This window comes from Paramesorhizobium deserti (assembly GCF_001558695.1).
Classification (GTDB): Bacteria; Pseudomonadota; Alphaproteobacteria; order Rhizobiales; family Rhizobiaceae; genus Paramesorhizobium; species Paramesorhizobium deserti.
This window is the reverse complement of the sequence record NZ_LNTU01000003.1, coordinates 55188-77566: the sequence shown is the minus strand read 5'-3', so window position 1 is coordinate 77566 and position 22379 is coordinate 55188. Positions and strand designations below refer to the sequence as shown.

Sequence of the window (22379 nt, the reverse complement as noted above, 5' to 3'; positions counted from 1 at the left end):
TTTATGAATTGAGCGCAGCAAGCGCCGCTTCTATTTCTTCCGCCGTTCCGACGGCGGTTCCGGCTACGTCTTTCGATATGCGCCGCGCCAGACCGGTCAGCACCTTGCCGGCGCCGATCTCATAAAGCGTGGTGACGCCGTTTGCCGCAAACCACTCGATGGTTTCGCGCCAGCGGACCTGTCCCGTCACCTGCTCAACCAGGAGCCTGGCGATTTCATTGGCGTCCGTCACCGGCGCGGCACGGACGTTGGCGACGAGCGGCACGATTGGATCGCTCTTCTTCACACCGGCGAGCGCCTCGCGCATGGCGTCTGCCGCGGGCGCCATCAACGCGGAATGGAAGGGAGCGGAAACCGGCAGCATGATCGCCCGCTTTGCGCCAAGATCCGTTGCAAGTCTGGCGGCCATTTCGACCGCCGGCTTCGATCCCGATATGACGATCTGGCCGCCGCCATTGTCATTAGCGATCTGGCAGATGCCGCTGGCGGAGGCCTGCGTGCAGACGGCGTCGACATCACCGTGCTCCAGGCCGATGATCGCCGCCATCGCCCCCTCGCCCACGGGAACGGCGCGCTGCATGGCGTTACCGCGGATGCGCAGGAGCCGCGCCGTATCGGCGATGGAAAAGGTGCCGGCGGCGCAAAGGGCCGAATATTCGCCGAGCGAATGGCCGGCGACATAAGCCACCTTGTCCTTCAACGAGAAACCCTTGGCTTCCAGCACGCGGATGACGGCCAACGATACCGCCATCAGCGCGGGTTGCGCATTGGCGGTCAATGTCAGGGTTTCTTCCGGTCCCTCGAAGATGATGTCGGAGAGCTTCTCGCCCAGCGCATCGTCGACCTCGTCGAAAACGGCGCGCGCCTCGGGATAGGTTTCGGCCAGCGCTTTGCCCATGCCGACCGCCTGGCTGCCCTGTCCGGGAAATGTGAATGCTATGGCCATTATTGGTCTCAGCCTCTTCAATCAACTTCGATATGGCGCGCGGTGTGATCACCGGCGGGCAGAAAGTCAAGTGTGACAGTCCTAAAAGCCCCTCTATCGGCAGGAAATTGGCCAAATATCGGCAGAAACCATGTATTATAATGAGAACAAGGGCTTCGAAATAGCGGCTCTATCCGATCCGATCAGACCGGAACCAATCCCCCTCGGCACCGTTAAACTGCCGTACGGAAAGTCAACTAAACGGCCGTACGGAAAGTCAACGCAAACCGTGTTGGCTGGGAAATGAAAACTCGCTTTGAAACGAGACAAAACTTCAGGAGAAGATCATGCTCGACCTGAAAACAACCGCTGCCGCGGTCCTCGCTCTCTCGATGAGCGCAGGCGTTGCATTCGCACAGACCGCCGCCAGCCAGGACGAAGGCGGAAGGACCTTCCCGAGACCGGGAACGACCGTCGGCGAGATGCAAATGGACCAGAGCACTTATGACGCTTTCGTCAGCGACGAAGCCACGGGCTCCGTCCGCGAGGATGCAGACTTCGCAGAACGCTGGCGGGCCATGTCGCCCGAAGAACAGGACAAGATCCGCACCAACTGCGGCCAGATGGAACAGGAAAAAGCCCTGTTCAGCGACAAGGTCCATAGCCTCTGCAAGAGCATCTCGGCCCCATAATGGCGATAACGGTGTTATGGGCCCGCATGACAACGCCGGCGTCGAGCCGGCGTTTCGTGTTTCAATTTGGCTGTGGAAACCGAATTTCAGAGATTAAGCGGCGACGGGTTTAGGCCGCGTCTGATCGCCTCGTCCGGCCAAGAGACCTTCAATCGAGATATCTTCGTCCAGATCATCCCAATGAATGCCGCTGGGGCTGATGAAATAATTCACCCGCTGTTCCGGTGCAGCGCGCAGCAAAGGGGGAACCATACGAGAGAAACACCGATGGTTCGGCCATCCTCCAGGTCAACCCACATTTGTGCATCGTCGAAACGGACGGTGGTTGCTCTAGCCGAAACGTTCATTCATGGCCCAGCCTCAGAAGAAAGCTTTCAAAATCAGACCTAGCACGCCCGCGATAACGACGCCGACCATCCATTTAAGAATAGCCATATCTCTTTCCAGATTGTTAAAACGCGGCATCGCTGCTCGCCATCTCTTCCGCCGCTTTCTGAGCCAGATCGTCGGGGACGTTTACCGCCTTGGCCCGATAGAGGTTTCCGGACATGATCGTCATGCCTTCACCTCCACAATATAGCGGATATGACCCTTATTATTTTCCCTGTTGCCCCCATTATTCCAAGCCTACGGTTACAATTAGCTTGAACCTCGCGGAATTCCGAATCCTTTTGTTGCCAAACGGCTGAAAATCCCGTATTAGCCCGCCCGTTCATTGCTCGGCGTCAGCTGGGGGCTGAACGGAGGGCCGGGTGATACCCGTCGAAGCCTAAAGTGCTTCAGCCTCCCGTGTCTCCGCTCTCGATCGTCTCGATAAAGCGTCCTTTCTTCTCCGGTTTGCCGGGATCAAGAGAAGTCGCAGAGGCTTAGCCGCTGACGTCTTGCGATGGTAAATAGAAGAAAGGCAGAGACAATGGCTCTTTATGAACATGTGCTCCTTGCCCGACAGGATATTACGCCGCAGCAGGTCGATGCTCTTGTAGAACAGTACAAGGGCGTCATCGAGGCCAATGGCGGCAAGGTCGGGCGCATCGAAAGCTGGGGACTGCGTCCCCTCACCTATCGCATCAACAAGAACCGCAAGGCGTATTACGCGCTGATGGACATCGACGCTCCGGCGGCCGCCGTCAGCGAGATGGAACGCCAGATGCGCATCAATGAAGATGTGCTGCGTTTCCTGACGGTGCGCGTCGAAAAGCATGAGGAAGGCCAGTCGGCCATGCTCGCCCGCCGTGACGACCGCCGCGACCGCGACGACCGTTTCGGCCGTGACGACGACCGTCCGCGCCGCCCGCGCGATGGTGACCGTGATCGTCCGCGTGATGGCGACCGTGACCGTCCGCGCCGTCCGCGTGACAATGAAGCAGCCGCAGGAGACGCATAATGGTCGACATCAACCAGATCCCGACCCGGCGTCCGTTCCATCGCCGCCGCAAGACCTGCCCGTTCTCCGGCGCCAACGCACCGAAGATCGACTATAAGGACGTGAAGCTCCTGCAGCGCTACATCTCCGAGCGCGGCAAGATCGTTCCGTCCCGCATCACGGCCGTCAGCCAGAAGAAGCAGCGCGAACTCGCCAAGGCGATCAAGCGCGCCCGTTTCCTCGGCCTGCTGCCTTACGTGGTGAAATAAGGGAATAGGGGAGTAAGGGAACAGGGGAATATGTAACATACTCCCCTACTCACTTATTCCCCTACTCTCCTCCTATCCTCCCCGCGATGGGCGCGGGTGAAGGTGAAACCAAAAACCCAAGTTGGGGCGCAGATTCAATATCCGCCTCTAACTGCTTGAAGAAGCAGGACAGCGAGTAACATGAAATTCGACGGAACATCGATCGGTGTCGGCATATTGGCGGGGCTCGCGGCCGCGCTGATGTCGGCTGGCGTCATCGCCCAGTCTGGTGTGGCGATGTTCCTCTATTTTCTCACGCCGTTGCCGATCTTCATCGCTGCGCTCGGCTGGGGCACGGCCGCCGGCCTGGTTTCGGCAGTCGTCGCAACGATCGCGGTGGCGCTTGTCGCAGCGCCGATGGCGGCACTTCTCGTGGCGCTGACCAGCATCCTGCCGGCGGCGACCGGCGCCTATCTCGCGGGCCTTGCCCGGCCGGCGGAGGAAATGGGCGGCCCGTCCGATACGCTCGTCTGGTATCCGCTTTCCGATATCATCTTCCGCCTGGCGCTGATGGTGGCGGCAAGTTTCATCATCATCGGCATCATCATCGGTTTCGGCGAGGATCTGGCGCGCGAGGTCGCGAATGCGATCGTGACCAGCGTTTCGCAGGCCAATCCGGATTTCACGGCAAGCAGCGAGATGCGCGACAATCTCGCATCCTTCATGGTTGCCGCCCTTCCCGCCATCCAGCCGGCGACATGCCTTATCGTGCTGATCGCCAATCTTTATCTGGCGCTGCGCCTCACCGCGCTTTCCGGCCGGCTGCGCCGCCCGCGCGACGACTGGCCGGCGACGCTCCGCATGCCGCGCGCGGCGCTCGCGGTGCTCGCAGTCTGCCTGGTCGTCGCCTTCATCGGCGGCGGGATCGGCCATGCCGCAGCGGCGGTCGCCGGGGCGCTCAGCGCCGGTTTTCTCCTGGCGGGCTTCGCCATGATGCACTACCGCACACGCGGCGCACCGTGGCGACCTTTCGCACTGTGGCTCGCCTATCTCGCCGTGGTGCTCTTCGCCTTCGTGCTTTTCCTCTTTCTCATCGCCGGACTGTTCGACACGTCGCGCAATGCCCCGGTGTCGAAAACCTCACCCAAATCTAACTGACAGACACACTGAAAGGACACACCAATGGAAGTCATTCTGCTTGAACGCATTTCCCGCCTCGGCCAGATGGGCGACACCGTCAAGGTCAAGGACGGCTATGCCCGCAATTTCCTCCTGCCGCAGGGCAAGGCGCTGCGCGCCAACGAGGCCAACAAGAAGAAGTTCGAAGGCCAGCGCGCCCAGCTCGAGGCCCGCAACCTCGAGCGCAAGAACGAGGCCCAGGCGGTTGCCGAGAAGTTGGACGGCAAGAGCTTCATCGCCGTGCGTTCGGCCGGCGAGACCGGCCAGCTCTACGGCTCCGTCTCGACCCGCGACATCGCCGAGCTGCTGACCGCCGACGGTTTCACCGTCAACCGCAACCAGGTCGAGCTCAACACGCCGATCAAGACGATCGGCCTGCACACGGTCGCCGTCGCGCTTCACCCGGAAGTGGAAGTCTCCGTCACCATCAACATCGCCCGTTCGGCGGAAGAAGCCGAGCGCCAGGCAAAGGGTGAGGACCTGACCTCCGCCGAAGCCATTTACGGCATCGAGGAAGAGCCCCTTTCCGAGGAAATCGATGAGGAGGAAGGCCTGGAAGGCGAAGAGAACGCCTGATCAAGGCGCGCTCTTCTTCTCCATCCTTCTTCCGGGCGATTGCGCCGGATCGGTAAACTTTAAATGATAATGCCCGGCCGAAATGCCGGGCATTTTCACTTTTCAGACTCAAAAAAGCGCCTATCTTACCATTTTTCGCGGGCCCGACTGAGGGATGCGCGGATGGTGCCGTTGCGTGCGGTGGGGACCCGCCTGGCAGCATCCGGGGACCCGAAGCCAGGGCCGATCTGTGGAGGTTGGCCGATGAATGCTCTTCTACGCACTGTATTGAATCATCTGATCAAGACGGGGGATCTGACCGTTACCGACGCTGAAGGCGTCAAGCACCGGTTCGGCGACAAGACCGGCGATCCCAGGCATATCCATATCAAGACCCGCAGGGCCGAACGCGCCATTGCGATCAACCCCGAGCTCAAGCTGGCGGAAGCCTATATGGCGGGCGATCTCGACTTTCTCGAAGGCGACATGTACGGGCTCCTGCAACTCGTCTTCGAAAATGCCGGGCCGATCGCCGCCAAGGAGCCCTGGATGCGGGCGATCGACGGCGCCAGGCGCGCCGGAAGGCGGCTGCAGCAGATCAACACTATCGCCCGCGCCTCCTGGCATGTGCGCCATCACTACGATCTTTCGGGCGATCTCTACCGGCTGTTCCTCGATCCGGACATGCAATATTCCTGCGCCTATTTCGAGACGCCGAAAGCCACGCTTGCCGAGGCGCAACTCGCCAAGAAGCGGCATATCGCGGCCAAGCTGCTGGTCAAGCCGGGCCATAGGCTTCTCGACATCGGCTGCGGCTGGGGCGGCCTTGGCCTCTACATGGCCAAATATCTGAAAGCCGACGTCACCGGCGTCACGCTCTCCGAAGAGCAGCACGCAGTCGCCAATGAGCGCGCCACCGAGGAAGGGCTCTCAAGCACCGCGCGGTTCAACCTGCAGGACTACCGCTCCCTGCAGGAGCCGTTCGACCGCATCGTCTCGGTGGGGATGTTCGAGCATGTGGGCGTCAACCATTTCGCCGAATATTTCCAGCACACCGCGCGGCTCCTCAAACGCGACGGCGTGTTCCTGCTCCACGCCATCGGCCGCAGCGACGGGCCGGGCGCGACCAATCCGTTCATCCGCAAATACATCTTCCCCGGCGGCTATATACCGGCGCTCTCGGAGGTGCTGCCGCATATCGAGCGGGCCGGCCTTGTCGTCACCGATATCGAGATCCTCAGGCTGCACTATGCAGAAACGCTGAAGGCATGGCGCGAAGCCTTCATGGCCAATCGCGATATCGCCAAGTCGATCTATGACGAGCGGTTCTGCCGCATGTGGGAATTCTATCTCGCCGCATCGGAAAGCGCCTTCCGCTGGCAGAACATGATGGTGTTCCAGATCCAGATCGCGCACCGGCAAGACGCGGTGCCGCTCACCCGCAACTATATCGAGGCGGAGGAAAAGCGCCTGAAACGCCTGGACAGCGCGCCGAGGGGAGCGAATACGGAAATGCCGGTGCGGTCACGCGGGGCTACGGGGAAGTAGGGAAGGTTGAGGCGGAGGTATGTTCGTTTTGAATTTCGGGTTCAGACCCAATTGAGATCTTCAATCGTCAATCATCCGCCAACCGCCCGAACAGCCGCGTATCAAACCGCTGCTTGCCTATGACCATTTTCTTTCGCTGTGTGCCCTCGTGCCGATACCCTGCTTTTTCCAGCACGCGTTCTGAGGCCGGGTTGCCCTCTACTGTCCATGCCTCCAGCCGGTAAAGCTTCATGGCCTCATGGCAGTGCTTCGTGACAGCGACCAATGCTTCAGTGGCGTATCCCCTCCCCCAAAAGGACGTGCCAAACTCGTAACCAATGACCGCAGCCGACATTTGCTTGTCGATTGAGTTCAGGCGGATACAGCCCAACAGTACCCCTGTGCCGCGATCACGCACCATCCAGCCGAATCCCTTGGACTGCTGGGAGATGCGGACCATCCAGTTCACAAATCCTCTTGTCCGCTTCTCGGTGGGCCTGCGTGGTAAATCGGAGAACTGCGACGTCTCCGGAGCAGAGAAAATGGGATAGTAAGCCTCCCAGTCCTCGGGCCGAACCCTCAATAGTTGCAAGCGGGAGGTTTCCAAATCCAGGGTCATGCGAAGCAGCCACGCCGGGTTGGTATCACAGGTTATATCAAGTGGAACTATATTGCCCCGCGATTTCGACGTGATGCGAGTGCGAATGTCAACTTCCCACCAGCCGCCACAGCCATTCAGGCGTTCCACGACTCGGGCAAAGCATCCCTCCCGAATCAAGCGTCAACCTTTCCGTTCAGGAAAAATGGCAACCTGTGGATCGCTGTGAATCATGGTATAGCTTTTCATTCTCCACCGAATCGACCGGGTTGCGCATTGCTTTCTCCAGCATTCCGGCGCTACCTCGATACGGATCAAGGGGCTGAACGGAATCATGGCAGAAGCGGCAATACGCAAACTCGATGAAGCGCGGGACGGAGCACGCGACGGGCGCAACACGCTCTATCGCGAGGCGCCGAACAATATCGAGGCGGAGCAGGCGCTGCTTGGCGCGATCCTCATCAACAATGACGCCTTCTACCGGGTTTCGGACTTCCTGAAGCCCGGCCATTTCTACGAGCCGCTGCACCGCAAGGTCTTCGAGGTCTCGTCCGATCTGATCCGCATGGGCAAGATGGCCAATCCGGTCACCATGAAGAACTTCCTTCCGGCGGAGGAGAAGGTCGGCGACCTCACGGTGTTCCAGTATGTGGCGCGCCTCGCCTCCGAGGCGGTGACGATCATCAATGCCGAGGATTACGGCCGCGCGATCTATGATCTCGCGACACGCCGCGCGCTCATCGGCATCGGCGAGGACATGGTCAACATCGCCTATGACGCGCCGGTGGACACGGCGCCGCAGGCGCAGATCGAGGATGCCGAGCGGCGTCTCTTCGAGTTGGCCGAAACCGGCCGCTATGATGGGGGCTTCCAGTCCTTCAACGATGCGGTCAAGTCCGCCGTCGACATGGCCAACGCCGCCTTCATGCGCGATGGCCACCTCTCCGGCGTCTCGACCGGCATCCATTCGCTGGATGCCCGCATGGGCGGCCTGCAGCCATCGGACTTGATCATCCTCGCCGGACGCCCCGGCATGGGCAAGACCTCGCTTGCCACCAACATCGCCTTCAACATCGCAGCCGCCTATCAGGGCGAGCAGCAGGCGGACGGCTCGGTCAAGGCGGTGAATGGCGGCGTGGTAGGCTTCTTCTCGCTCGAAATGTCGTCCGAACAGCTTGCCACCCGTATCATTTCCGAGCAGACTGAAATCTCGTCCTCGAAGATCAGGCGCGGCGAGATCACCGAGACCGACTTCGAAAAGCTGGTCGCCTGCTCGCACATGATGCAGAAGATTCCGCTCTATATCGACCAGACCGGCGGCATCTCCATCGCGCAGCTCTCCGCCCGCGCCCGGCGGCTGAAGCGCCAGCGCGGCCTCGACGTGCTGGTCATCGACTATGTGCAGCTGATGACCGGCTCGTCCAAGGCGTCGTCACAGAACCGCGTGCAAGAAATCACCGAGATCACCACGGGCTTGAAGGCGCTCGGCAAGGAACTCAATGTTCCGATCATCGCGCTGTCACAGCTCTCGCGCCAGGTGGAAAGCCGCGACGACAAGCGCCCACAGCTCTCCGACCTCCGCGAATCCGGCTCGATCGAGCAGGATGCCGACGTGGTGCTGTTCGTGTTCCGCGAGGAGTACTACACCAAGAACCGCGAGCCGAAGCCCGGAACGGAAGAATATTTCAAGTGGCAGGCGGACATGGAGGAAACCCGCGGCAAGGCGGAGGTGATCATCGCCAAGCAGCGCCACGGCCCGACCGGCACCGTCAAGCTCGCCTTCCAGGCGGAATACACGCGCTTTACCGATCTGGCCGAAGAATCGCATTTGCCCGAACGGTATGAATGAAGGCGAGATCCAGATTGACATCTCTTCCCCTGGAACAGCCGGTTCTGACCACCGGCGCCGACCGGCTTCTCGCCGGCGGCCGGCTGACCATCGATCTCGACGCCCTCGTCGACAACTGGAAAGCGCTTGACGCGCGCTCAAGGCCGGCGCGCGCAGCCGCCGTCGTCAAGGCGGATGCCTATGGCTGCGGCATCGCGCAGGTGGTCCCTGCCCTCTTTGCCGCGGGTTGCGAGACGTTTTTCGTGGCATTGCCCGAGGAAGGGCTGCGTGTGCGCCATGCGGCGCCGAGGGCGCGCATCTTCGTTTTGAACGGGCTCTTCGACGACGCGGCCCCGGCCTTCACCGACGCCGACCTCATTCCGGTGCTCGGTTCCGACCATGAGATCGCGACATGGGCCAAGCATGGGCGGCGCAAGCCCTGCGCGATCCATGTCGATACGGGCATGAACCGGCTGGGCCTGACGCCCGACGAGGCCATCGCTTTTGCGGAAAAGGCGAAATCTGTGCGCCCGGTGCTCTTGATGAGCCATCTCGCCTGTGGCGACACGCCGGAAAGCGGCATGAGCCGGCAGCAACTCGAATCATTTCAAAAAGTTCGGGCGGCTTTCGGAGAAATCGAATCAAGCCTCGCCAATTCGGCCGGCACTTTCCTCGGTGGCGATTATCTCTTCGACCTGACGCGGCCGGGCATCGCGCTTTATGGTGGGGAGGCGCTCGGCGGCGCGGCCAATCCGATGAAGCCGGTGGTGACGGCCGAAACCCGGATCGTGCAGATCCGCCATGCCGCGAGGGGCGAGAAGGTCGGCTATGGCGCGAGCATGACGCTTGACCGCGACACGCGGATTGCCGTTTGCGCAACCGGTTACGCGGATGGCTACCTGCGCTCGACTTCCGGGTCCGGCGTGCCGCTGCGTAACGCGGTTGCGGAAGGCGCGCATGGCTTCATCGCCGGACGGCGCGTCCCGGTGATCGGCCGCATCACCATGGATCTGACTTCCTTCGACGTGACCGACGTGCCGGAAGGGGAAATCAAGGCCGGTGATCATATCGAGCTTTTCGGCCCCAATATCGCGCTCGACGAGGTGGCTCGCGCGGCCGGCACCATCGGCTATGAGCTGCTGACGGGGCTGGGCCCGCGCTATCACCGGCGGTATGTGGGTGGCGGGACGGCTCTCTAAATGAAAACACTGATTCTAGGCGCCCCCCTCTGGCCTGCCGGCCATCTCCCCCGCAAGGGGGGAGATTACGCCTTCATCGACGTTCGGCACCAATCGCCAACACTGCAAAGTGGGGGCCAAGAGTGGCGCCAGCCAATCTCCCCCCTTGCGGGGGAGATGTCCGGCAGGACAGAGGGGGGCGCTGTCCCACCAACGTTTCATTTAAATGTAGCCTCCCCCCATGGCTAAACCCCGCGTCCAGTTCGTCTGCCAGAATTGCGGCACGGTGCACACCCGCTGGGCCGGCAAATGCGATGCCTGCGGCGAGTGGAACACGCTTGTCGAGGAAGGCACGTCGGGCGGCATCGGCGGTGGTCCGGGCAAGACGCCGCGCAAGGGCCGCGCGGTGGCGCTGACCACGCTTTCGGGCGACATCGAGGATGCGCCGCGCATCCAGTCCGGCATCGCCGAGCTCGACCGGGTGACCGGCGGCGGCTTCGTGCGCGGCTCGGCGCTGCTCGTCGGCGGCGATCCCGGCATCGGCAAATCGACGCTGCTGACGCAGGCCGCCGCCGCATTGGCGCGTCGCGGCCACCGCATCGTCTATGTCTCGGGCGAGGAAGCGGTGGCGCAGATCCGCCTGCGCGCGCAGCGGCTCAAGGCCGCCGATACGTCGGTGGAACTCGCCGCCGAGACCAATGTCGAGGACATTCTGGCGACCATTTCCGATACGCGCCGGCCCGATCTCGTCATCATCGATTCGATCCAGACGCTATGGACCGACATGGCCGACTCAGCGCCCGGAACGGTGACGCAGGTGCGCGCCGGTGCGCAGGCGATGATCCGCTTCGCCAAGCAGACGGGGGCGGCGGTCGTGCTTGTCGGCCATGTCACCAAGGAAGGCCAGATCGCCGGCCCGCGCGTCGTCGAGCACATGGTCGACGCCGTTCTCTATTTCGAAGGCGAAGGCGGCCATCATTACCGCATCTTGCGCACGGTGAAGAACCGTTTCGGCCCGACCGACGAGATCGGCGTGTTCGAAATGTCCGATGGCGGCCTTCGGGAAGTGTCGAACCCGTCCGAGCTCTTCCTCGGCGAGCGCAATGAAAAGGCTCCCGGCGCGGCCGTTTTCGCCGGGATGGAAGGCACGCGGCCGGTTCTCGTGGAAATCCAGGCGCTTGTCGCCCCTTCCACGCTCGGCACACCGCGCCGCGCCGTCGTCGGCTGGGATGGCAACCGCCTTTCGATGATCCTCGCCGTGCTGGAAGCCCATTGCGGGGTGCGCTTCGGCCAGCACGATGTCTATCTCAACGTCGCCGGCGGCTACCGCATCAGCGAGCCGGCGGCCGATATCGCCGTTGCGGCGGCGCTCGTCTCGTCGATCGCCGGCGTAGCGCTCCCCGCCGATTGCGTCTATTTCGGCGAAATCAGCCTTTCCGGCGCCGTCCGCCCGGTGGCACATGCCGTGCAGCGGCTGAAGGAAGCGGAAAAGCTCGGTTTCCGGCAGGCCGTGTTGCCGGGGGGAAGCGGAGAACTGCCGAAATCGGCCTTCCGCCTGACCGAGACCGCATCGCTGCCGGACCTCGTCGCCCGCATAGCGGCGTCGGGGCCGGGAAAGCGGGGAAGGGATTAGGCAGGTTTGGCACTTTCGTGCTCTCCGTCATCCTCGGGCTTGTCCCGAGGATCTACCGTAAAGGAGCGGAGGGGTACCATCGTCCGCGACGGGCTGAATAATTGAGGACTCCCGCTGCTTCCTCGTCGCAGATCCTCGGGACAAGCCCGAGGATGACGACTGTGGGGTGGAAACATGATCGCGGAAAGTTGACAGATTTTCCAGAAACGATCATGTCTGACGGAGAATGAATCGAGGGGCCAAGATGCCAATTACGCTACTTGACGGAGTTCTTCTGGGGATCACGCTGGTTTCGGCCGTGCTCGCCATGGTGCGCGGCTTCTCCCGCGAGGTGCTCTCGGTCGCCTCATGGGCGGCAGCGGCAATCGCCGCCTATCTCTTCTATACCCCTGTCGTTCCGCTGGTTCAGCCTTACATAAGCAATGAAACGATCGCCAAGATCGCGGCTATCGCCGCAGTCTTCGTCATCACGCTGATCATCGTGTCGATCATCACGATGAAGATCGCCGATTTCATCATCGACAGCCGGATCGGCGCGCTCGACCGCACGCTCGGCTTCGTCTTCGGGGCGGCGCGGGGCGTGCTCCTGGTCGTGGTTGCGATGCTGTTCTTCAACTGGCTCGTCGCGGCGGACCAGCCCGGCTGGGTCGCCAACGCGAAATCCAAGCCGCTTCTCGATTCTCTGGGGCAGAAGCTGGTCAATCTGCTGCCGGAAGATCCGGAATCGTCCATTCTGAACCGGATCAAGCCGAAGACCGATGCACCGGCCGGCACCACCGAGCAGGACGCGCCAGACACCAAGGAAGAGGCTCCGGCTGACGGCACCCCGGCCGAATAGGTCTGAGTTCAGGCTTTTTGATCGGCCGCGACAAAGGGATCGCTTTCAAAAACTGTCTGTAATGTGCTAGAGAGCACCCGATAGAGCTCAATGGAGCGGTTCTTTTTTCTGGAAAAGAAGAACCGCTCTAACTATTTGTTCTTTCGCATGTCCGAAGGAGGAGCAATTCCTGCTTTTCCCGGGAGAACCGCTTCGCATTTTCCCCGGACCTGCACCAACCGCAATCGAAAGGTCTTGCGGCAATGATCGATTCTTTTGGTGATGAGGCGCCCTTCACGCTGGACGATGACAGTCTGCATGAAGAATGCGGGGTTTTCGGCATTCTCGGCCATCCGGACGCGGCGACGCTGACGGCGCTGGGGCTGCACGCGCTGCAGCACCGCGGACAGGAAGCGGCGGGCATCGTCTCCTTCGACGGCAAGCAGTTCTATACCGAGAAACGCATGGGGCTCGTCGGCGACCATTATACCGATCCGGCGACGCTCGCGAAGCTGCCGGGCTCGATCGCCATCGGACATACGCGCTATTCCACCACCGGCGAAGTGGCGCTGCGCAATGTGCAGCCGCTTTTCGCGGAGCTGGAAGTCGGCGGCATCGCCATCGCGCATAACGGTAATTTCACCAACGGGCTGACGCTGCGCCGGCAGCTGATCGCCGACGGCGCCATCTGCCAGTCCACCTCCGACACGGAAGTGGTGCTTCACCTCATCGCGCGCTCGCGCTTCACCTCGTCGAGCGACCGCTTCGTCGATGCGATCAGGCAGGTCGAGGGCGGCTATTCGATGCTCGCCATGACGCGCACCAAGCTGATAGCGGCGCGCGATCCTATCGGCATCCGTCCGCTGGTGATGGGCGAACTCGACGGCAAGCCGATCTTCTGCTCGGAGACCTGCGCCCTCGATATCATCGGCGCGAAATTCATCCGCGACATCGAGAACGGTGAGGTGGTGATCTGCGAGATCCAGCCCGACGGCTCGATCAGCACCGAGGTGATCAAGCCGCAGAACCCCAAGCCGGAGCGGCTCTGCCTCTTCGAATATGTCTATTTCGCTCGGCCCGATTCGGTCGTCGGCGGGCGCAACGTCTATGCCGCGCGCAAGAACATGGGCATAAACCTCGCCAGGGAGGCGCCGGTCGAGGCCGATGTGGTGGTGCCCGTCCCCGATGGCGGCACGCCGGCGGCGATCGGCTTCGCGCAGGAGAGCGGCATTCCCTTCGAGCTCGGCATCATCCGCAACCATTATGTCGGACGCACCTTCATCGAGCCGACGCAGTCGATCCGCGCCTTCGGCGTGAAGCTGAAGCACTCGGCCAACCGGGCCGTGATCCAGGGCAAGCGCGTGGTGCTGGTAGATGATTCCATCGTGCGCGGCACCACCTCGCTCAAGATCGTGCAGATGATCCGCGACGCCGGTGCGCGCGAGGTGCATATGCGGGTCGCGAGCCCGATGATCTATCATCCGGATTTCTACGGCATCGACACGCCGGAGGCGGACAAGCTGCTCGCCAATCAGCATGCGGATCTCGAATCCATGTGCCGCTATATCGGCGCGGATTCGCTGGCGTTCCTATCGATCGACGGGCTTTACCGGGCCGTCGGCGGCAAGCCGCGCGACCCCAAGGCACCAGAGTTCACCGACCATTATTTCACCGGCGACTATCCGACCCGTCTTCTCGACCAGGAAGACCAGAAGAGCAATGTGCACAATCTCTCGCTTCTGGCGAGCAACGGCTAGACGCCCAGGACCTGAACAGCATTTCCCTCCGATAGGACAAGCATGAGCATCGATCTGAATGGCCGGCTGGCGCTGGTGACCGGGGCCTCGCGCGGCATCGGCTATTTCCTGAGCCTCGAACTCGCCAAGCGCGGCGCCCATGTGATCGCCGTCGCCCGCACGGTCGGCGGGCTGGAAGAACTCGACGACGAGATCAGGGCGCTCGGCGGGACCGCGACGCTCGTGCCGCTCGACCTGACCGACATGCCGGGGATCGACCGGCTCGGCGGTTCGATCCATGAGCGCTGGGGGAAACTGGATATCCTGGTCGCCAATGCCGGCGTGCTTGGGGTCATCGCGCCGCTCGGCCATGTCGAGGCCAAGACCTTCGAAAAGGTTATGAATGTCAACGTCACCAGCACATGGCGGCTGATCCGCTCAGTCGATCCGCTGCTGCGGCTCTCCGACGCCGGCCGCGCGATCGTGCTTTCATCGGGTGTCGCCCATTCTGCGCGCGCCTTCTGGGGTCCCTATGCGGCCTCCAAGGCGGCGGTCGAAGTGATGGCGAGGAGCTGGGCGGAAGAGACCCGGAACATGAAACTGCGCGTCAACTCGGTCAACCCCGGCGCCACGCGCACCGCCATGCGGGCGCAGGCCATGCCGGGCGAGGATCCGGAGACCCTGCCCCACCCGCGCGACGTGGCGGAAAAGATCGTGGCGCTGGCCGATCCCAAGCTCGATGTCACCGGTCAGCTTTTCGACGTGCGCCAGAACCGGTTCCTCGCTTATCATATGCCGGATTGATCAATCAGGCCGTGTTCGGGCGACGCTCTGTTTGCTCGCACCGCAGGCGCTTCTCACCCCCCTCTGGCCGGCAGGCCAGAGGGGGTATTATCGCGCCAACGTTTCCCACCTCCACCAATTTTCCTCCCCCATCGCATTCAGCCGCCGACGCAAGTCGCCGGTATGTCTTTCATCGTCCAGAAGCAGGAAACAGGCCATGACTCACGACATCGCCTCACATAATTCAGACCGGTTTTTCGTCTTCACCGGCGGTCCGGGTTCCGGAAAGACCACGCTGCTCGACGCGCTGGAGCAGTCGGGATTTGCCCGCTCCGTCGAGGCGGGACGCGGCATCATCCAGGATCAGGTGAAGATCGACGGCAATGCCCTCCCCTGGAAGGACCGGGCGCTCTTCGCCGAGATGATGCTTTCCTGGGAAATTCGGTCCTATGCGGCGGCATCGCAGCATGACGGGCCGGTCCTCTTCGACCGGGGCGTGCCTGATGTCATCGGCTATCTCAGGCTCTGCGGCCTGCCCGTGCCGCAGCACGCGCACAACGCCGCCCGCGCATTTCGCTATAACACCCGCGTCTTCTTCGCCCCGCCCTGGCGGGAAATCTTCGCGCAGGACACCGAGAGAAAACAATCGCTCGAGGAGGCCGAGCGGACATTCCACGTGATGGTGGAGATCTATGCGGCGCTCGGCTACGAGCCGGTGATGCTGCCGCTCGCCAATGTAGGGGAGCGGGTTTCCTTCGTGCTGAAGGAAATCAACGCATCGTAGTCGGCCTCAGGCGTCCTTGCCGCGCCCCTCGGCCGCGCTTTCCGGCGTCTCCTGCATCTCGGCGGCCATGCGCCTGTGCCAGGCGGCGACGCTGAACGGCAGGAAGGCGAGATAGGCGAGCGCCGTCAGTGTCAGCGTTTCCCAGGTGAAGCTCATCAGGAAGGCGACATAGAGGACCACGCCGAGAATGAGCGGCATGACGATGTCGCGGCGCACCAGGCTACCCGCCGTCTTGCCATTATAGACCGGCAGGCGGCTGACCAGCAGGAAGGCGATGGCCACCGTATAGATCGCGGCGGCGAAGGCGAGCACCCGCGTCGGCGCGAGGCCGAGAAAACCGAGATAGACCGGCAGTAGCACCAGCATGGCGCCGGCCGGCGCGGGCACGCCGATGAAATAATTGCCCTGCCAGGCAGGTGTGCGCGGATCTTCCGTCATCACGTTGAAACGGGCGAGTCGCAGGCAGCAGGCGATGCAATAGAGCAGCGCCGCGATCCAGCCGAAGGCGCGCGCCTGGTCGAGCATGAAGGAATAGAGCACCAGCGCCGGCGCCACGCCGAAATTGACGATATCGGCGAGCGAATCCATCTGCGCGCCGAATTTGGACGAGCCCTTCATCATCCGCGCGACGCGGCCGTCTATGCCGTCGAGGAAGGCGGCGATGAGCACCATCGACACCGCCATCTCGAAACGATTCTCGAAGGCGAGCCTGATGCCGGTCAGACCGGCGCAGATGGCCAGCACCGTGATGACATTGGGCACGACCATGCGCATCGGTATCTGCGACAGGCGCGGCCCCCTGCCCTCGGCGGGCCCGTTCGGCTCGAATGGCGGAAACGGCGTTTCCATGGGATCAGGCGGTCCGTACCGCGGGCGCGGGCCTGTCGCTGCCGAATTCAGCCAGCACGGTTTCGCCGGCGACCGCCGTCTGGCCGACGGCGACGCGCGGTTCCGCGCCCTTCGGCAGATAGACATCGACGCGGGAGCCGAAGCGGATCAGGCCGAAGCGCTCGCCCGTCGCCAGCAGATTGTCGTCCTTCGCCCAGCAGACGATGCGCCGCGCCACGAGGCCGGCGATCTGCACCACCGCCACCGCGCCGTTGGGGCTGTCGATGACGAGGCCGTTGCGCTCGTTTTCAGCGCTCGCCTTGTCGAGATCCGCATTCAAAAACTTGCCCGGGCGGTAGGCGATCCGGGTGATGCGGCCCGCTACCGGCGCGCGGTTCACATGGCAGGAAAAGACATTCATGAAGACGGAGACGCGCGTCATCGGCTCGTCGCCGAGCTCGAGCTCACGCGGCGGAATGGCCGGGCCGACGGAGGAAACCTTGCCGTCCGCCGGGCTGATCACCAGCCGCTCATCCTGCGGCGTCACCCGCTCGGGATCGCGGTAGAAATAGATGCACCATATGGTGAGGACCATGCCGATCCAGAACAGCGGATCCCAGAACCAGCCGAGAACCAGCGAGGCCAGGAAGAAGGCCGCGATGAAGGGATAGCCCTCGCGGTGAATGGGCACGAATGTGTTGCGGACGGTATCGAAAAGGCTCATCAATTATTCCTCGATTTCCCCACTACTTAGTGGAGAACACGGCGTTGGGCAAACGCCATTGTGCGCACTTGGTGTATAGAGGCCTATCTATTTTCCATCGGGATGAACCGGAGGTAAGTCATGACTTCTGATGTGCCTCAGGTCGAAATAATCGAGATCGGCGATAGCCGTGTGATCGTGCCGAAAGGCAAGCGGTGGGATGATTTCTTCCTCAATGGCCCGCGTGTGAGTGAGGATTTCATGGTTATGCGAGAGCAGCCGATGCAGGAGGAACGCGAGGTGTCCTGACAAGCATCGGATGACGGAAGAAGACGGAGCTAAACAAGGTGCCAGGCGATATCGTGCCAGTGGGGATTTGTTCGCTCGATCAGATTGATTTTCCACTGGCGGGGCCAGCCTTTGAAATAAAAGTTGGACAGCGGTCCATTAAATATGACCGCATCGTAGCCCGCCTCACTCAGCCGCCGGAACTCCACGATCCAATATGCCCAACTCGTCCTTCTCGCGCACCTGCCGCAGGCGCTCCTCGGCTTCGGTCGCCTCGCGCTGGCGATCCCACATGGAGGCGTAGAGGCCCTTCCTCTGTAGCAGCGAGCGGTGGGTGCCGCGTTCGGCGATCACACCATCCTTCAACACGATGATCTCGTCGGCCGTAATGACGGTGGACAGGCGGTGGGCGATGACGAGCGTGGTGCGGCCACGGCTGACGATATCAAGCGCCGACTGGATTTCCTGCTCGGTCGCCGTGTCGAGGGCCGAGGTCGCCTCGTCGAGAATGAGGATCGGCGGTGCTTTCAGAATGGTGCGGGCGATGGCGACGCGCTGTTTTTCGCCGCCCGAGAGCTTCAGGCCGCGCTCGCCGACCATCGACTGGTAGCCATCCGGCAGGAGCTTGATGAAATGGGAGATCTGCGCCAGCTCGGCCGCGCGCTCGACCTCCTCCTCGCTCGCCGACATGCGGCCATAGCGGATATTGTAGGCGATGGTATCGTTGAAGAGCACCGTATCCTGCGGCACCATGCCGATGACCCTGCGCAAGGATTCCTGCGTCACGTCGCGGACATCCTGCCCATCGACGGTGATCGCGCCGCCCTGAATGTCGTAGAAGCGGAAAAGCAGCCGCGAAATGGTGGATTTGCCCGCGCCTGAAGGGCCGACAATGGCGATGGTCTTGCCGGCCGGCACCTCGAAGCTGATGCCCTTGAGGATCGGACGGGCCGGATCATAGGCGAAACGCACATCGTCGAAGCGGATCGAACCGTCGGTTACGGCCAGCGGCTTCGCATCCGGCTTATCCTTCACCTCCTGCTCGACATCGAGAAGATCGAACATCTGCTCGATGTCAGTCAGGCCCTGCCGCACCTCGCGGTAGATGAAGCCGATGAAGTTGAGCGGCACCGACAATTGCATCAAGAGCGCGTTGATGAAGACGAAATCGCCCAGCGACTGCGTGCCGGCCATCACCTCGCGCGCCGACATCACCATCAGGATCGCCATGCCCGCGCCGAAGATCACCGCCTGGCCGAAGTTCAGCCAGCCGAGCGACGTCCAGGTCTTGGTCGCGGCCTCCTCGTAACGCGCCATGGCGCCATCGAAACGCCGCGCCTCCATGGCTTCGTTGCCGAAATATTTGACAGTCTCGAAATTCAGGAGCGAGTCGATCGCCTTGGTGTTGGCGTCGGTGTCGGAATCGTTCATCTCGCGGCGGATGTTGATGCGCCAGTCGCTCGCCTTGATGGTGAACCAGGTATAGAGCCAGACCGTGACGGCGACGACCGCGAGATACCAGAAGCCGTAGGCGAAGGCGAAGATCACCGCTGTCAGCGCGAATTCGAGAATCGTCGGCGCCGTGTTGAGGATCGTGAAGCGGACGATCGTCTCGATGCCCTTGGTGCCGCGCTCGATGACGCGCGACAGGCCGCCGGTGCGCCGCTCCAGATGGAAGCGCAGCGACAATTCATGCATATGCACGAAGGTCCTGAAAGCCAGCTGGCGCACGGCATATTGGCCGACGCTGGCGAAAAGCGCGTCGCGCAGTTGGTTCAGGCCCGCCTGCACGATACGCGCGACATTATAGGCAACAACCAGCATGACCGCGCCCAGGAACAGGACCGGGATATAATCCGGCGCCTGCATTTTGCCGTTCAGCGCATTCGTCGCCCATTTGAAGAAATAGGGAACGAGGATCAGCACGACCTTCGAGATGATGAGATAGAACGTCGCCCAGACGACGCGCATCTTCAGATCCGGCCGATCGTCCGGCCACATATAGGGCCAGAGATTGCGGATCGTCTGCAGGGTCTGGCCGGATTCGGCGGAAACGGTTTTGGTGCTTTTTCTAGTCGACATGATTTTCGAGCTTTATCCGCTGGTTGGCGCAGCAGTGGTCCATTTGGTTCAGCCGCATTTATGCGACGCCGAGCGATTCCGCTCGGCTGCAAAATGCTCCAGGCCGCTCAGATGGGTTCGGATCGTGGCCAGCGCGTGCGCGTTGACGCTATAGCGGGATGACTGGCGCTCGGGGCGGTAGTCGACCAGCCCCGCCTGCACCAGGACCTTCAGATGTTGCGAGACGGTCGATTGCGCGAGATCGACGGTCGAGACGATCTCCTTGCAGCAGCAGGCATCCTGCTGCATGAGGTGACGCAGGATGCGCAGCCGGACGCCATGCCCCAGCGCGGCATAGATGCGCGCGGCGCGAGCCTCCTCGCAATCACCGGCGGGCAGCGTTTCCAGATCGTAGCGGGAGCAATCTTTCATCGTAAATCGGCGATATACGATAAGACGTACTCCCGCAAGGCTTTGCGGGACCGAAGCGGTAAAGTTTTATTGCGATGTCTTCAGCCGATGCTGCACTTCCTCATCCGAAAGCGGCTCGTTCGGCATGGAGAACACCTGACCGGGCCAGATCAAATCAGGGTTTTTGATCTGATCCGCATTGGCGAGATAGATCGTCGTATAGCGCGTGCCCCGGCCATAGGTGCGCTTGGAAATCGTCCAGAGATTGTCACCCTTGCGGATGATGACCGAGCCGGCGACGTTTTTCAGCGGCTTGGCGGTCGCATCGCTCGCAGCGCCCATGGCGGATCCGGACGAAGCAGGCTGATCCGCCTGCGTGCCGGCGGCATCCCCTCCGGCTTTCGGTGCGACGGCCGAGATGTTCTCGCCCGCTTCGCGGCGGAACGGAACCCGCGCGCTGGCGATCACCGTGCCATCCTTTTCCGTCAAGTCGGCCCGGATGATGTAATCGCCGACGGCGAGCGGATGCTGGCTCTGCACCAGGAAACGGCCCGCCGGCGAAACGCCGTCGCTGCCGAGCATCGTATCATTGGCATAAACGGCGACGCGCTTGCCCTTGGTGGCCCTGCCGGCGACGAAGATCGTATTGCCCTCGATCTCGACCGCCTCCACCGCGATCGGCGCCTCTTGCTGCGGTTCGGCGGCGGGCTCAGGCGTGGCGGCCGCCGGATTTTGTCCAGGCGTCGCGAGCGCCTGATCGGCGGGCTTCTGCGTCGTCTCCGGCTGCGCATCCGACGATGCGGATGGCGGAAGCGGCTTGTCCTGCTTTGCATCGGCAGGTTCGGCGGAAACGGGCTTCTGCGCCTGCGGCGTGGTGATCATCCGGCTGGCCTGGCCCGGCTGCTCGACCAGCGCCAACACCTGCCCGCTCTCCTTGTCAGGCACGGAGACGACCGCGGTTTGCTCCGAAGTCGCCGCCTTGTTGTCGGTGCCGGTGGCGCGCAGCACCAGCTGATGGTCGCCAGGCTTCAGCGCCCGGTCGAGGGCGACGGCGAAATCGCCGTTTTCGGCCGCCCTGGCCGAGCCAAGGACGGTCGATCCCGCAACCACATCCACATTCGAGGAAGGCGCGGCCTTGCCGGCGATGACGACGGAGCCGTCCGGCTCGACCCGCAATATATCGAAGGACGGGACGGTGACGCCCGCCCGCTGATCGGCGGGAGGTGCAGCCTCCGGCGCCGGCGCCTCCGCTTGCGGCGCGTCGACCGGCGGCTTTGCAGGGGCAACTGCCGCCGCGGCGGGCGGCTCGCGCGGCGCTTCCGGCGTGGGGCCTGGGAGAACCCCGAAATAGGAAGCGATCCCGGCCGCGGCTATAACCGCAGCGAAGCCAAGCAGGGCATAGTGATTTTTCTGCATTTTCCCCGGTCCCTTTTCACTTCGATTTACAGCTTTTTGATCGGACCTACAAGAATGTGGGATGCCTTGCAGCTGGGTATTCGTATTCGCCTCTATGCGGAACCATCGCATTATAGAACTATCTCGGACCGGGTGCAAAAGTGCGTCCTGACGCAGGTTGCGGCCATGTAACGGCTTGACGGTTTCGGGGCGAACTGCCCTACTCCCGCCATGAGCAAGATTCGATCCATTTGCGTTTATTGCGGCTCGTCTCCGGGCCTTAATCCCCTCTACAAGCAATCGGGCAAGCTGCTCGGGCACTCGATCGCCGAACATGGGCTGGAACTCGTCTATGGCGGCGGCACGAAAGGCATCATGGGCGCCGTCGCAGACGGCGTAATGTCGGCCGGCGGCAAGGTGACGGGCATCATCCCGAAATTCCTGATGAACAAGGAAGCGACCGAGCACGCGCTCGGCCAGCTCAACGAGCTGATCGTCACCGACGACATGCACCAGCGCAAGCACCTGATGTTCCAGCGCTCCGATGCGTTCGTCACGCTGCCCGGCGGCATCGGCACGGTGGAGGAAATCGTCGAGATGATGACCTGGGCGCAGCTCGGCCATCACGAGAAGCCGATGGTTTTCGCCAATATCAACGGGTTCTGGGATCCGATGATCACGCTCATCGACCATATGAAAGCCGAAGGCTTCATCCATACGTCGCATCTGGTGAAGCCGCTGATCGTCGATCGCGCCGAGGACATCGTTCCAGCCATTCTCGAGGCCGCGGCCACCAGACCGTCGGAGGGCGACGAAGCGGTCATTGAACGGATGTAAATGGTGAATA

General features: G+C 62.2%; 22 protein-coding genes and 1 pseudogene. 15 read left to right on the top strand and 8 right to left on the bottom strand.

The window, feature by feature from the left end; all coding sequences use genetic code 11:
• Nucleotide 1: 1 nt before the first annotated feature.
• Nucleotides 2-946, bottom strand: coding sequence for an ACP S-malonyltransferase (gene fabD / locus ATN84_RS08150; RefSeq protein WP_068881163.1), 945 nt, complete (start codon nucleotides 944-946; stop codon nucleotides 2-4).
• Nucleotides 947-1272: 326 nt separating this feature from the next.
• On the opposite strand from fabD, the gene ATN84_RS08145 reads away from it, so the two are divergent.
• A complete protein-coding gene (locus ATN84_RS08145) occupies nucleotides 1273-1617 on the top strand; it encodes a hypothetical protein (protein WP_068881161.1) in 345 nt (114 codons plus the stop codon).
• A gap of 93 nt (nucleotides 1618-1710) precedes the next feature.
• On the opposite strand, the pseudogene ATN84_RS08140 reads toward ATN84_RS08145, so the two are convergent.
• Nucleotides 1711-1964: pseudogene (locus ATN84_RS08140) on the bottom strand (DUF2442 domain-containing protein).
• Nucleotides 1965-2530: 566 nt separating this feature from the next.
• Here ATN84_RS08140 and rpsF point away from each other — a divergent pair.
• The 5 genes from rpsF to ATN84_RS08115 all read left to right on the top strand — a co-directional run bounded on the left by rpsF (nucleotide 2531) and on the right by ATN84_RS08115 (nucleotide 6510).
• Nucleotides 2531-3001 carry a 30S ribosomal protein S6 gene (gene rpsF / locus ATN84_RS08135; RefSeq protein ID WP_068881159.1) on the top strand — a complete coding sequence of 157 codons (471 nt, stop codon included), beginning with the start codon at nucleotides 2531-2533 and terminating at the stop codon, nucleotides 2999-3001.
• Complete coding sequence (rpsR, locus tag ATN84_RS08130) at nucleotides 3001-3249, top strand: 30S ribosomal protein S18 (RefSeq protein ID WP_002963610.1); 249 nt, start codon at nucleotides 3001-3003, stop codon at nucleotides 3247-3249. Before rpsF ends, rpsR begins: the two co-directional genes overlap by 1 nt.
• A gap of 180 nt (nucleotides 3250-3429) precedes the next feature.
• The gene (locus ATN84_RS08125; protein ID WP_068881157.1) at nucleotides 3430-4386 is read left to right on the top strand and encodes a DUF2232 domain-containing protein; all 957 of its coding nucleotides are present in this window, start codon (nucleotides 3430-3432) and stop codon (nucleotides 4384-4386) included.
• A gap of 24 nt (nucleotides 4387-4410) precedes the next feature.
• Entirely contained in the window at nucleotides 4411-4983 is a 573-nt protein-coding gene (rplI, locus tag ATN84_RS08120; protein ID WP_068881155.1) for a 50S ribosomal protein L9, read from the top strand.
• Between the two features lie 243 nt (nucleotides 4984-5226).
• Nucleotides 5227-6510: a cyclopropane fatty acid synthase gene (locus tag ATN84_RS08115; protein ID WP_068881153.1), complete on the top strand. Its 1284-nt coding sequence runs from the start codon at nucleotides 5227-5229 to the stop codon at nucleotides 6508-6510.
• A gap of 67 nt (nucleotides 6511-6577) precedes the next feature.
• On the opposite strand, the gene ATN84_RS08110 is transcribed toward ATN84_RS08115, so the two are convergent.
• Nucleotides 6578-7108, bottom strand: coding sequence for a GNAT family N-acetyltransferase (locus ATN84_RS08110; protein WP_068881150.1), 531 nt, complete (start codon nucleotides 7106-7108; stop codon nucleotides 6578-6580).
• A 313-nt stretch (nucleotides 7109-7421) separates the two neighbouring features.
• Between ATN84_RS08110 and ATN84_RS08105 the strand changes: the two genes are divergently transcribed.
• From ATN84_RS08105 to ATN84_RS08075, 7 genes are all read left to right on the top strand, one after another.
• Entirely contained in the window at nucleotides 7422-8936 is a 1515-nt protein-coding gene (locus ATN84_RS08105) for a replicative DNA helicase (protein ID WP_068881148.1), read from the top strand.
• A 14-nt stretch (nucleotides 8937-8950) separates the two neighbouring features.
• Nucleotides 8951-10114: an alanine racemase gene (gene alr, locus ATN84_RS08100; RefSeq protein ID WP_244491024.1), complete on the top strand. Its 1164-nt coding sequence runs from the start codon at nucleotides 8951-8953 to the stop codon at nucleotides 10112-10114.
• A 220-nt stretch (nucleotides 10115-10334) separates the two neighbouring features.
• Nucleotides 10335-11726 (top strand): DNA repair protein RadA, encoded by a 1392-nt coding sequence (gene radA / locus ATN84_RS08095; RefSeq protein WP_068881146.1) that lies wholly within the window; start codon nucleotides 10335-10337, stop codon nucleotides 11724-11726.
• A 244-nt stretch (nucleotides 11727-11970) separates the two neighbouring features.
• On the top strand, nucleotides 11971-12564 hold the full coding sequence (locus ATN84_RS08090; protein WP_068881145.1) for a CvpA family protein: 594 nt from the start codon (nucleotides 11971-11973) through the stop codon (nucleotides 12562-12564).
• A 242-nt stretch (nucleotides 12565-12806) separates the two neighbouring features.
• Complete coding sequence (purF, locus tag ATN84_RS08085) at nucleotides 12807-14300, top strand: amidophosphoribosyltransferase (protein ID WP_068881143.1); 1494 nt, start codon at nucleotides 12807-12809, stop codon at nucleotides 14298-14300.
• A 42-nt stretch (nucleotides 14301-14342) separates the two neighbouring features.
• Entirely contained in the window at nucleotides 14343-15083 is a 741-nt protein-coding gene (locus tag ATN84_RS08080) for an SDR family NAD(P)-dependent oxidoreductase (protein ID WP_068881141.1), read from the top strand.
• 196 nt (nucleotides 15084-15279) lie between these two features.
• Complete coding sequence (locus ATN84_RS08075; protein WP_068881139.1) at nucleotides 15280-15846, top strand: AAA family ATPase; 567 nt, start codon at nucleotides 15280-15282, stop codon at nucleotides 15844-15846.
• Between the two features lie 6 nt (nucleotides 15847-15852).
• Here the strand turns inward: ATN84_RS08075 and pssA are convergent, their stop codons facing one another.
• Together pssA and ATN84_RS08065 are read right to left on the bottom strand one after the other, a co-directional pair.
• Nucleotides 15853-16695, bottom strand: a complete 843-nt coding sequence (gene pssA, locus ATN84_RS08070) for a CDP-diacylglycerol--serine O-phosphatidyltransferase (protein WP_068881137.1) — start codon at nucleotides 16693-16695, stop codon at nucleotides 15853-15855.
• 4 nt (nucleotides 16696-16699) lie between these two features.
• A complete protein-coding gene (locus ATN84_RS08065; protein WP_068881135.1) occupies nucleotides 16700-17398 on the bottom strand; it encodes a phosphatidylserine decarboxylase in 699 nt (232 codons plus the stop codon).
• Between the two features lie 120 nt (nucleotides 17399-17518).
• On the opposite strand from ATN84_RS08065, the gene ATN84_RS26740 reads away from it, so the two are divergent.
• On the top strand, nucleotides 17519-17686 hold the full coding sequence (locus tag ATN84_RS26740; RefSeq protein ID WP_280139604.1) for an AbrB/MazE/SpoVT family DNA-binding domain-containing protein: 168 nt from the start codon (nucleotides 17519-17521) through the stop codon (nucleotides 17684-17686).
• A gap of 165 nt (nucleotides 17687-17851) precedes the next feature.
• Here the strand turns inward: ATN84_RS26740 and ATN84_RS08060 are convergent, their stop codons facing one another.
• From ATN84_RS08060 to ATN84_RS08050, 3 genes are all read right to left on the bottom strand, one after another.
• Complete coding sequence (locus ATN84_RS08060; protein ID WP_068881134.1) at nucleotides 17852-19747, bottom strand: ABCB family ABC transporter ATP-binding protein/permease; 1896 nt, start codon at nucleotides 19745-19747, stop codon at nucleotides 17852-17854.
• A gap of 48 nt (nucleotides 19748-19795) precedes the next feature.
• Nucleotides 19796-20158: an ArsR/SmtB family transcription factor gene (locus ATN84_RS08055; protein WP_068881132.1), complete on the bottom strand. Its 363-nt coding sequence runs from the start codon at nucleotides 20156-20158 to the stop codon at nucleotides 19796-19798.
• A 66-nt stretch (nucleotides 20159-20224) separates the two neighbouring features.
• Nucleotides 20225-21553, bottom strand: a complete 1329-nt coding sequence (locus ATN84_RS08050; RefSeq protein ID WP_068881130.1) for an Ig-like domain-containing protein — start codon at nucleotides 21551-21553, stop codon at nucleotides 20225-20227.
• A gap of 210 nt (nucleotides 21554-21763) precedes the next feature.
• Between ATN84_RS08050 and ATN84_RS08045 the strand changes: the two genes are divergently transcribed.
• A complete protein-coding gene (locus ATN84_RS08045; RefSeq protein WP_068881122.1) occupies nucleotides 21764-22369 on the top strand; it encodes an LOG family protein in 606 nt (201 codons plus the stop codon).
• The last annotated feature ends 10 nt before the right edge of the window (nucleotides 22370-22379 follow it).

Excerpts from the sequence above, each read along its gene's own strand:
- ATN84_RS08090 (WP_068881145.1), top strand. The coding sequence starts at position 11,971 with ATGCCAATTACGCTACTTGACGGAGTTCTTCTGGGGATCACGCTGGTT.
- fabD (WP_068881163.1), bottom strand. The coding sequence starts at position 946 with ATGGCCATAGCATTCACATTTCCCGGACAGGGCAGCCAGGCGGTCGGC.
- ATN84_RS26740 (WP_280139604.1), top strand. The coding sequence starts at position 17,519 with ATGACTTCTGATGTGCCTCAGGTCGAAATAATCGAGATCGGCGATAGC.
- ATN84_RS08045 (WP_068881122.1), top strand. The coding sequence starts at position 21,764 with ATGAGCAAGATTCGATCCATTTGCGTTTATTGCGGCTCGTCTCCGGGC.
- ATN84_RS08145 (WP_068881161.1), top strand. The coding sequence starts at position 1,273 with ATGCTCGACCTGAAAACAACCGCTGCCGCGGTCCTCGCTCTCTCGATG.
- rpsF (WP_068881159.1), top strand. The coding sequence starts at position 2,531 with ATGGCTCTTTATGAACATGTGCTCCTTGCCCGACAGGATATTACGCCG.
- ATN84_RS08060 (WP_068881134.1), bottom strand. The coding sequence starts at position 19,747 with ATGTCGACTAGAAAAAGCACCAAAACCGTTTCCGCCGAATCCGGCCAG.
- radA (WP_068881146.1), top strand. The coding sequence starts at position 10,335 with ATGGCTAAACCCCGCGTCCAGTTCGTCTGCCAGAATTGCGGCACGGTG.
- ATN84_RS08075 (WP_068881139.1), top strand. The coding sequence starts at position 15,280 with ATGACTCACGACATCGCCTCACATAATTCAGACCGGTTTTTCGTCTTC.
- ATN84_RS08055 (WP_068881132.1), bottom strand. The coding sequence starts at position 20,158 with ATGAAAGATTGCTCCCGCTACGATCTGGAAACGCTGCCCGCCGGTGAT.
- rpsR (WP_002963610.1), top strand. The coding sequence starts at position 3,001 with ATGGTCGACATCAACCAGATCCCGACCCGGCGTCCGTTCCATCGCCGC.
- pssA (WP_068881137.1), bottom strand. The coding sequence starts at position 16,695 with ATGGAAACGCCGTTTCCGCCATTCGAGCCGAACGGGCCCGCCGAGGGC.
- ATN84_RS08115 (WP_068881153.1), top strand. The coding sequence starts at position 5,227 with ATGAATGCTCTTCTACGCACTGTATTGAATCATCTGATCAAGACGGGG.
- ATN84_RS08105 (WP_068881148.1), top strand. The coding sequence starts at position 7,422 with ATGGCAGAAGCGGCAATACGCAAACTCGATGAAGCGCGGGACGGAGCA.
- ATN84_RS08080 (WP_068881141.1), top strand. The coding sequence starts at position 14,343 with ATGAGCATCGATCTGAATGGCCGGCTGGCGCTGGTGACCGGGGCCTCG.
- ATN84_RS08110 (WP_068881150.1), bottom strand. The coding sequence starts at position 7,108 with ATGACCCTGGATTTGGAAACCTCCCGCTTGCAACTATTGAGGGTTCGG.
- rplI (WP_068881155.1), top strand. The coding sequence starts at position 4,411 with ATGGAAGTCATTCTGCTTGAACGCATTTCCCGCCTCGGCCAGATGGGC.
- ATN84_RS08125 (WP_068881157.1), top strand. The coding sequence starts at position 3,430 with ATGAAATTCGACGGAACATCGATCGGTGTCGGCATATTGGCGGGGCTC.
- purF (WP_068881143.1), top strand. The coding sequence starts at position 12,807 with ATGATCGATTCTTTTGGTGATGAGGCGCCCTTCACGCTGGACGATGAC.
- ATN84_RS08065 (WP_068881135.1), bottom strand. The coding sequence starts at position 17,398 with ATGAGCCTTTTCGATACCGTCCGCAACACATTCGTGCCCATTCACCGC.
- ATN84_RS08050 (WP_068881130.1), bottom strand. The coding sequence starts at position 21,553 with ATGCAGAAAAATCACTATGCCCTGCTTGGCTTCGCTGCGGTTATAGCC.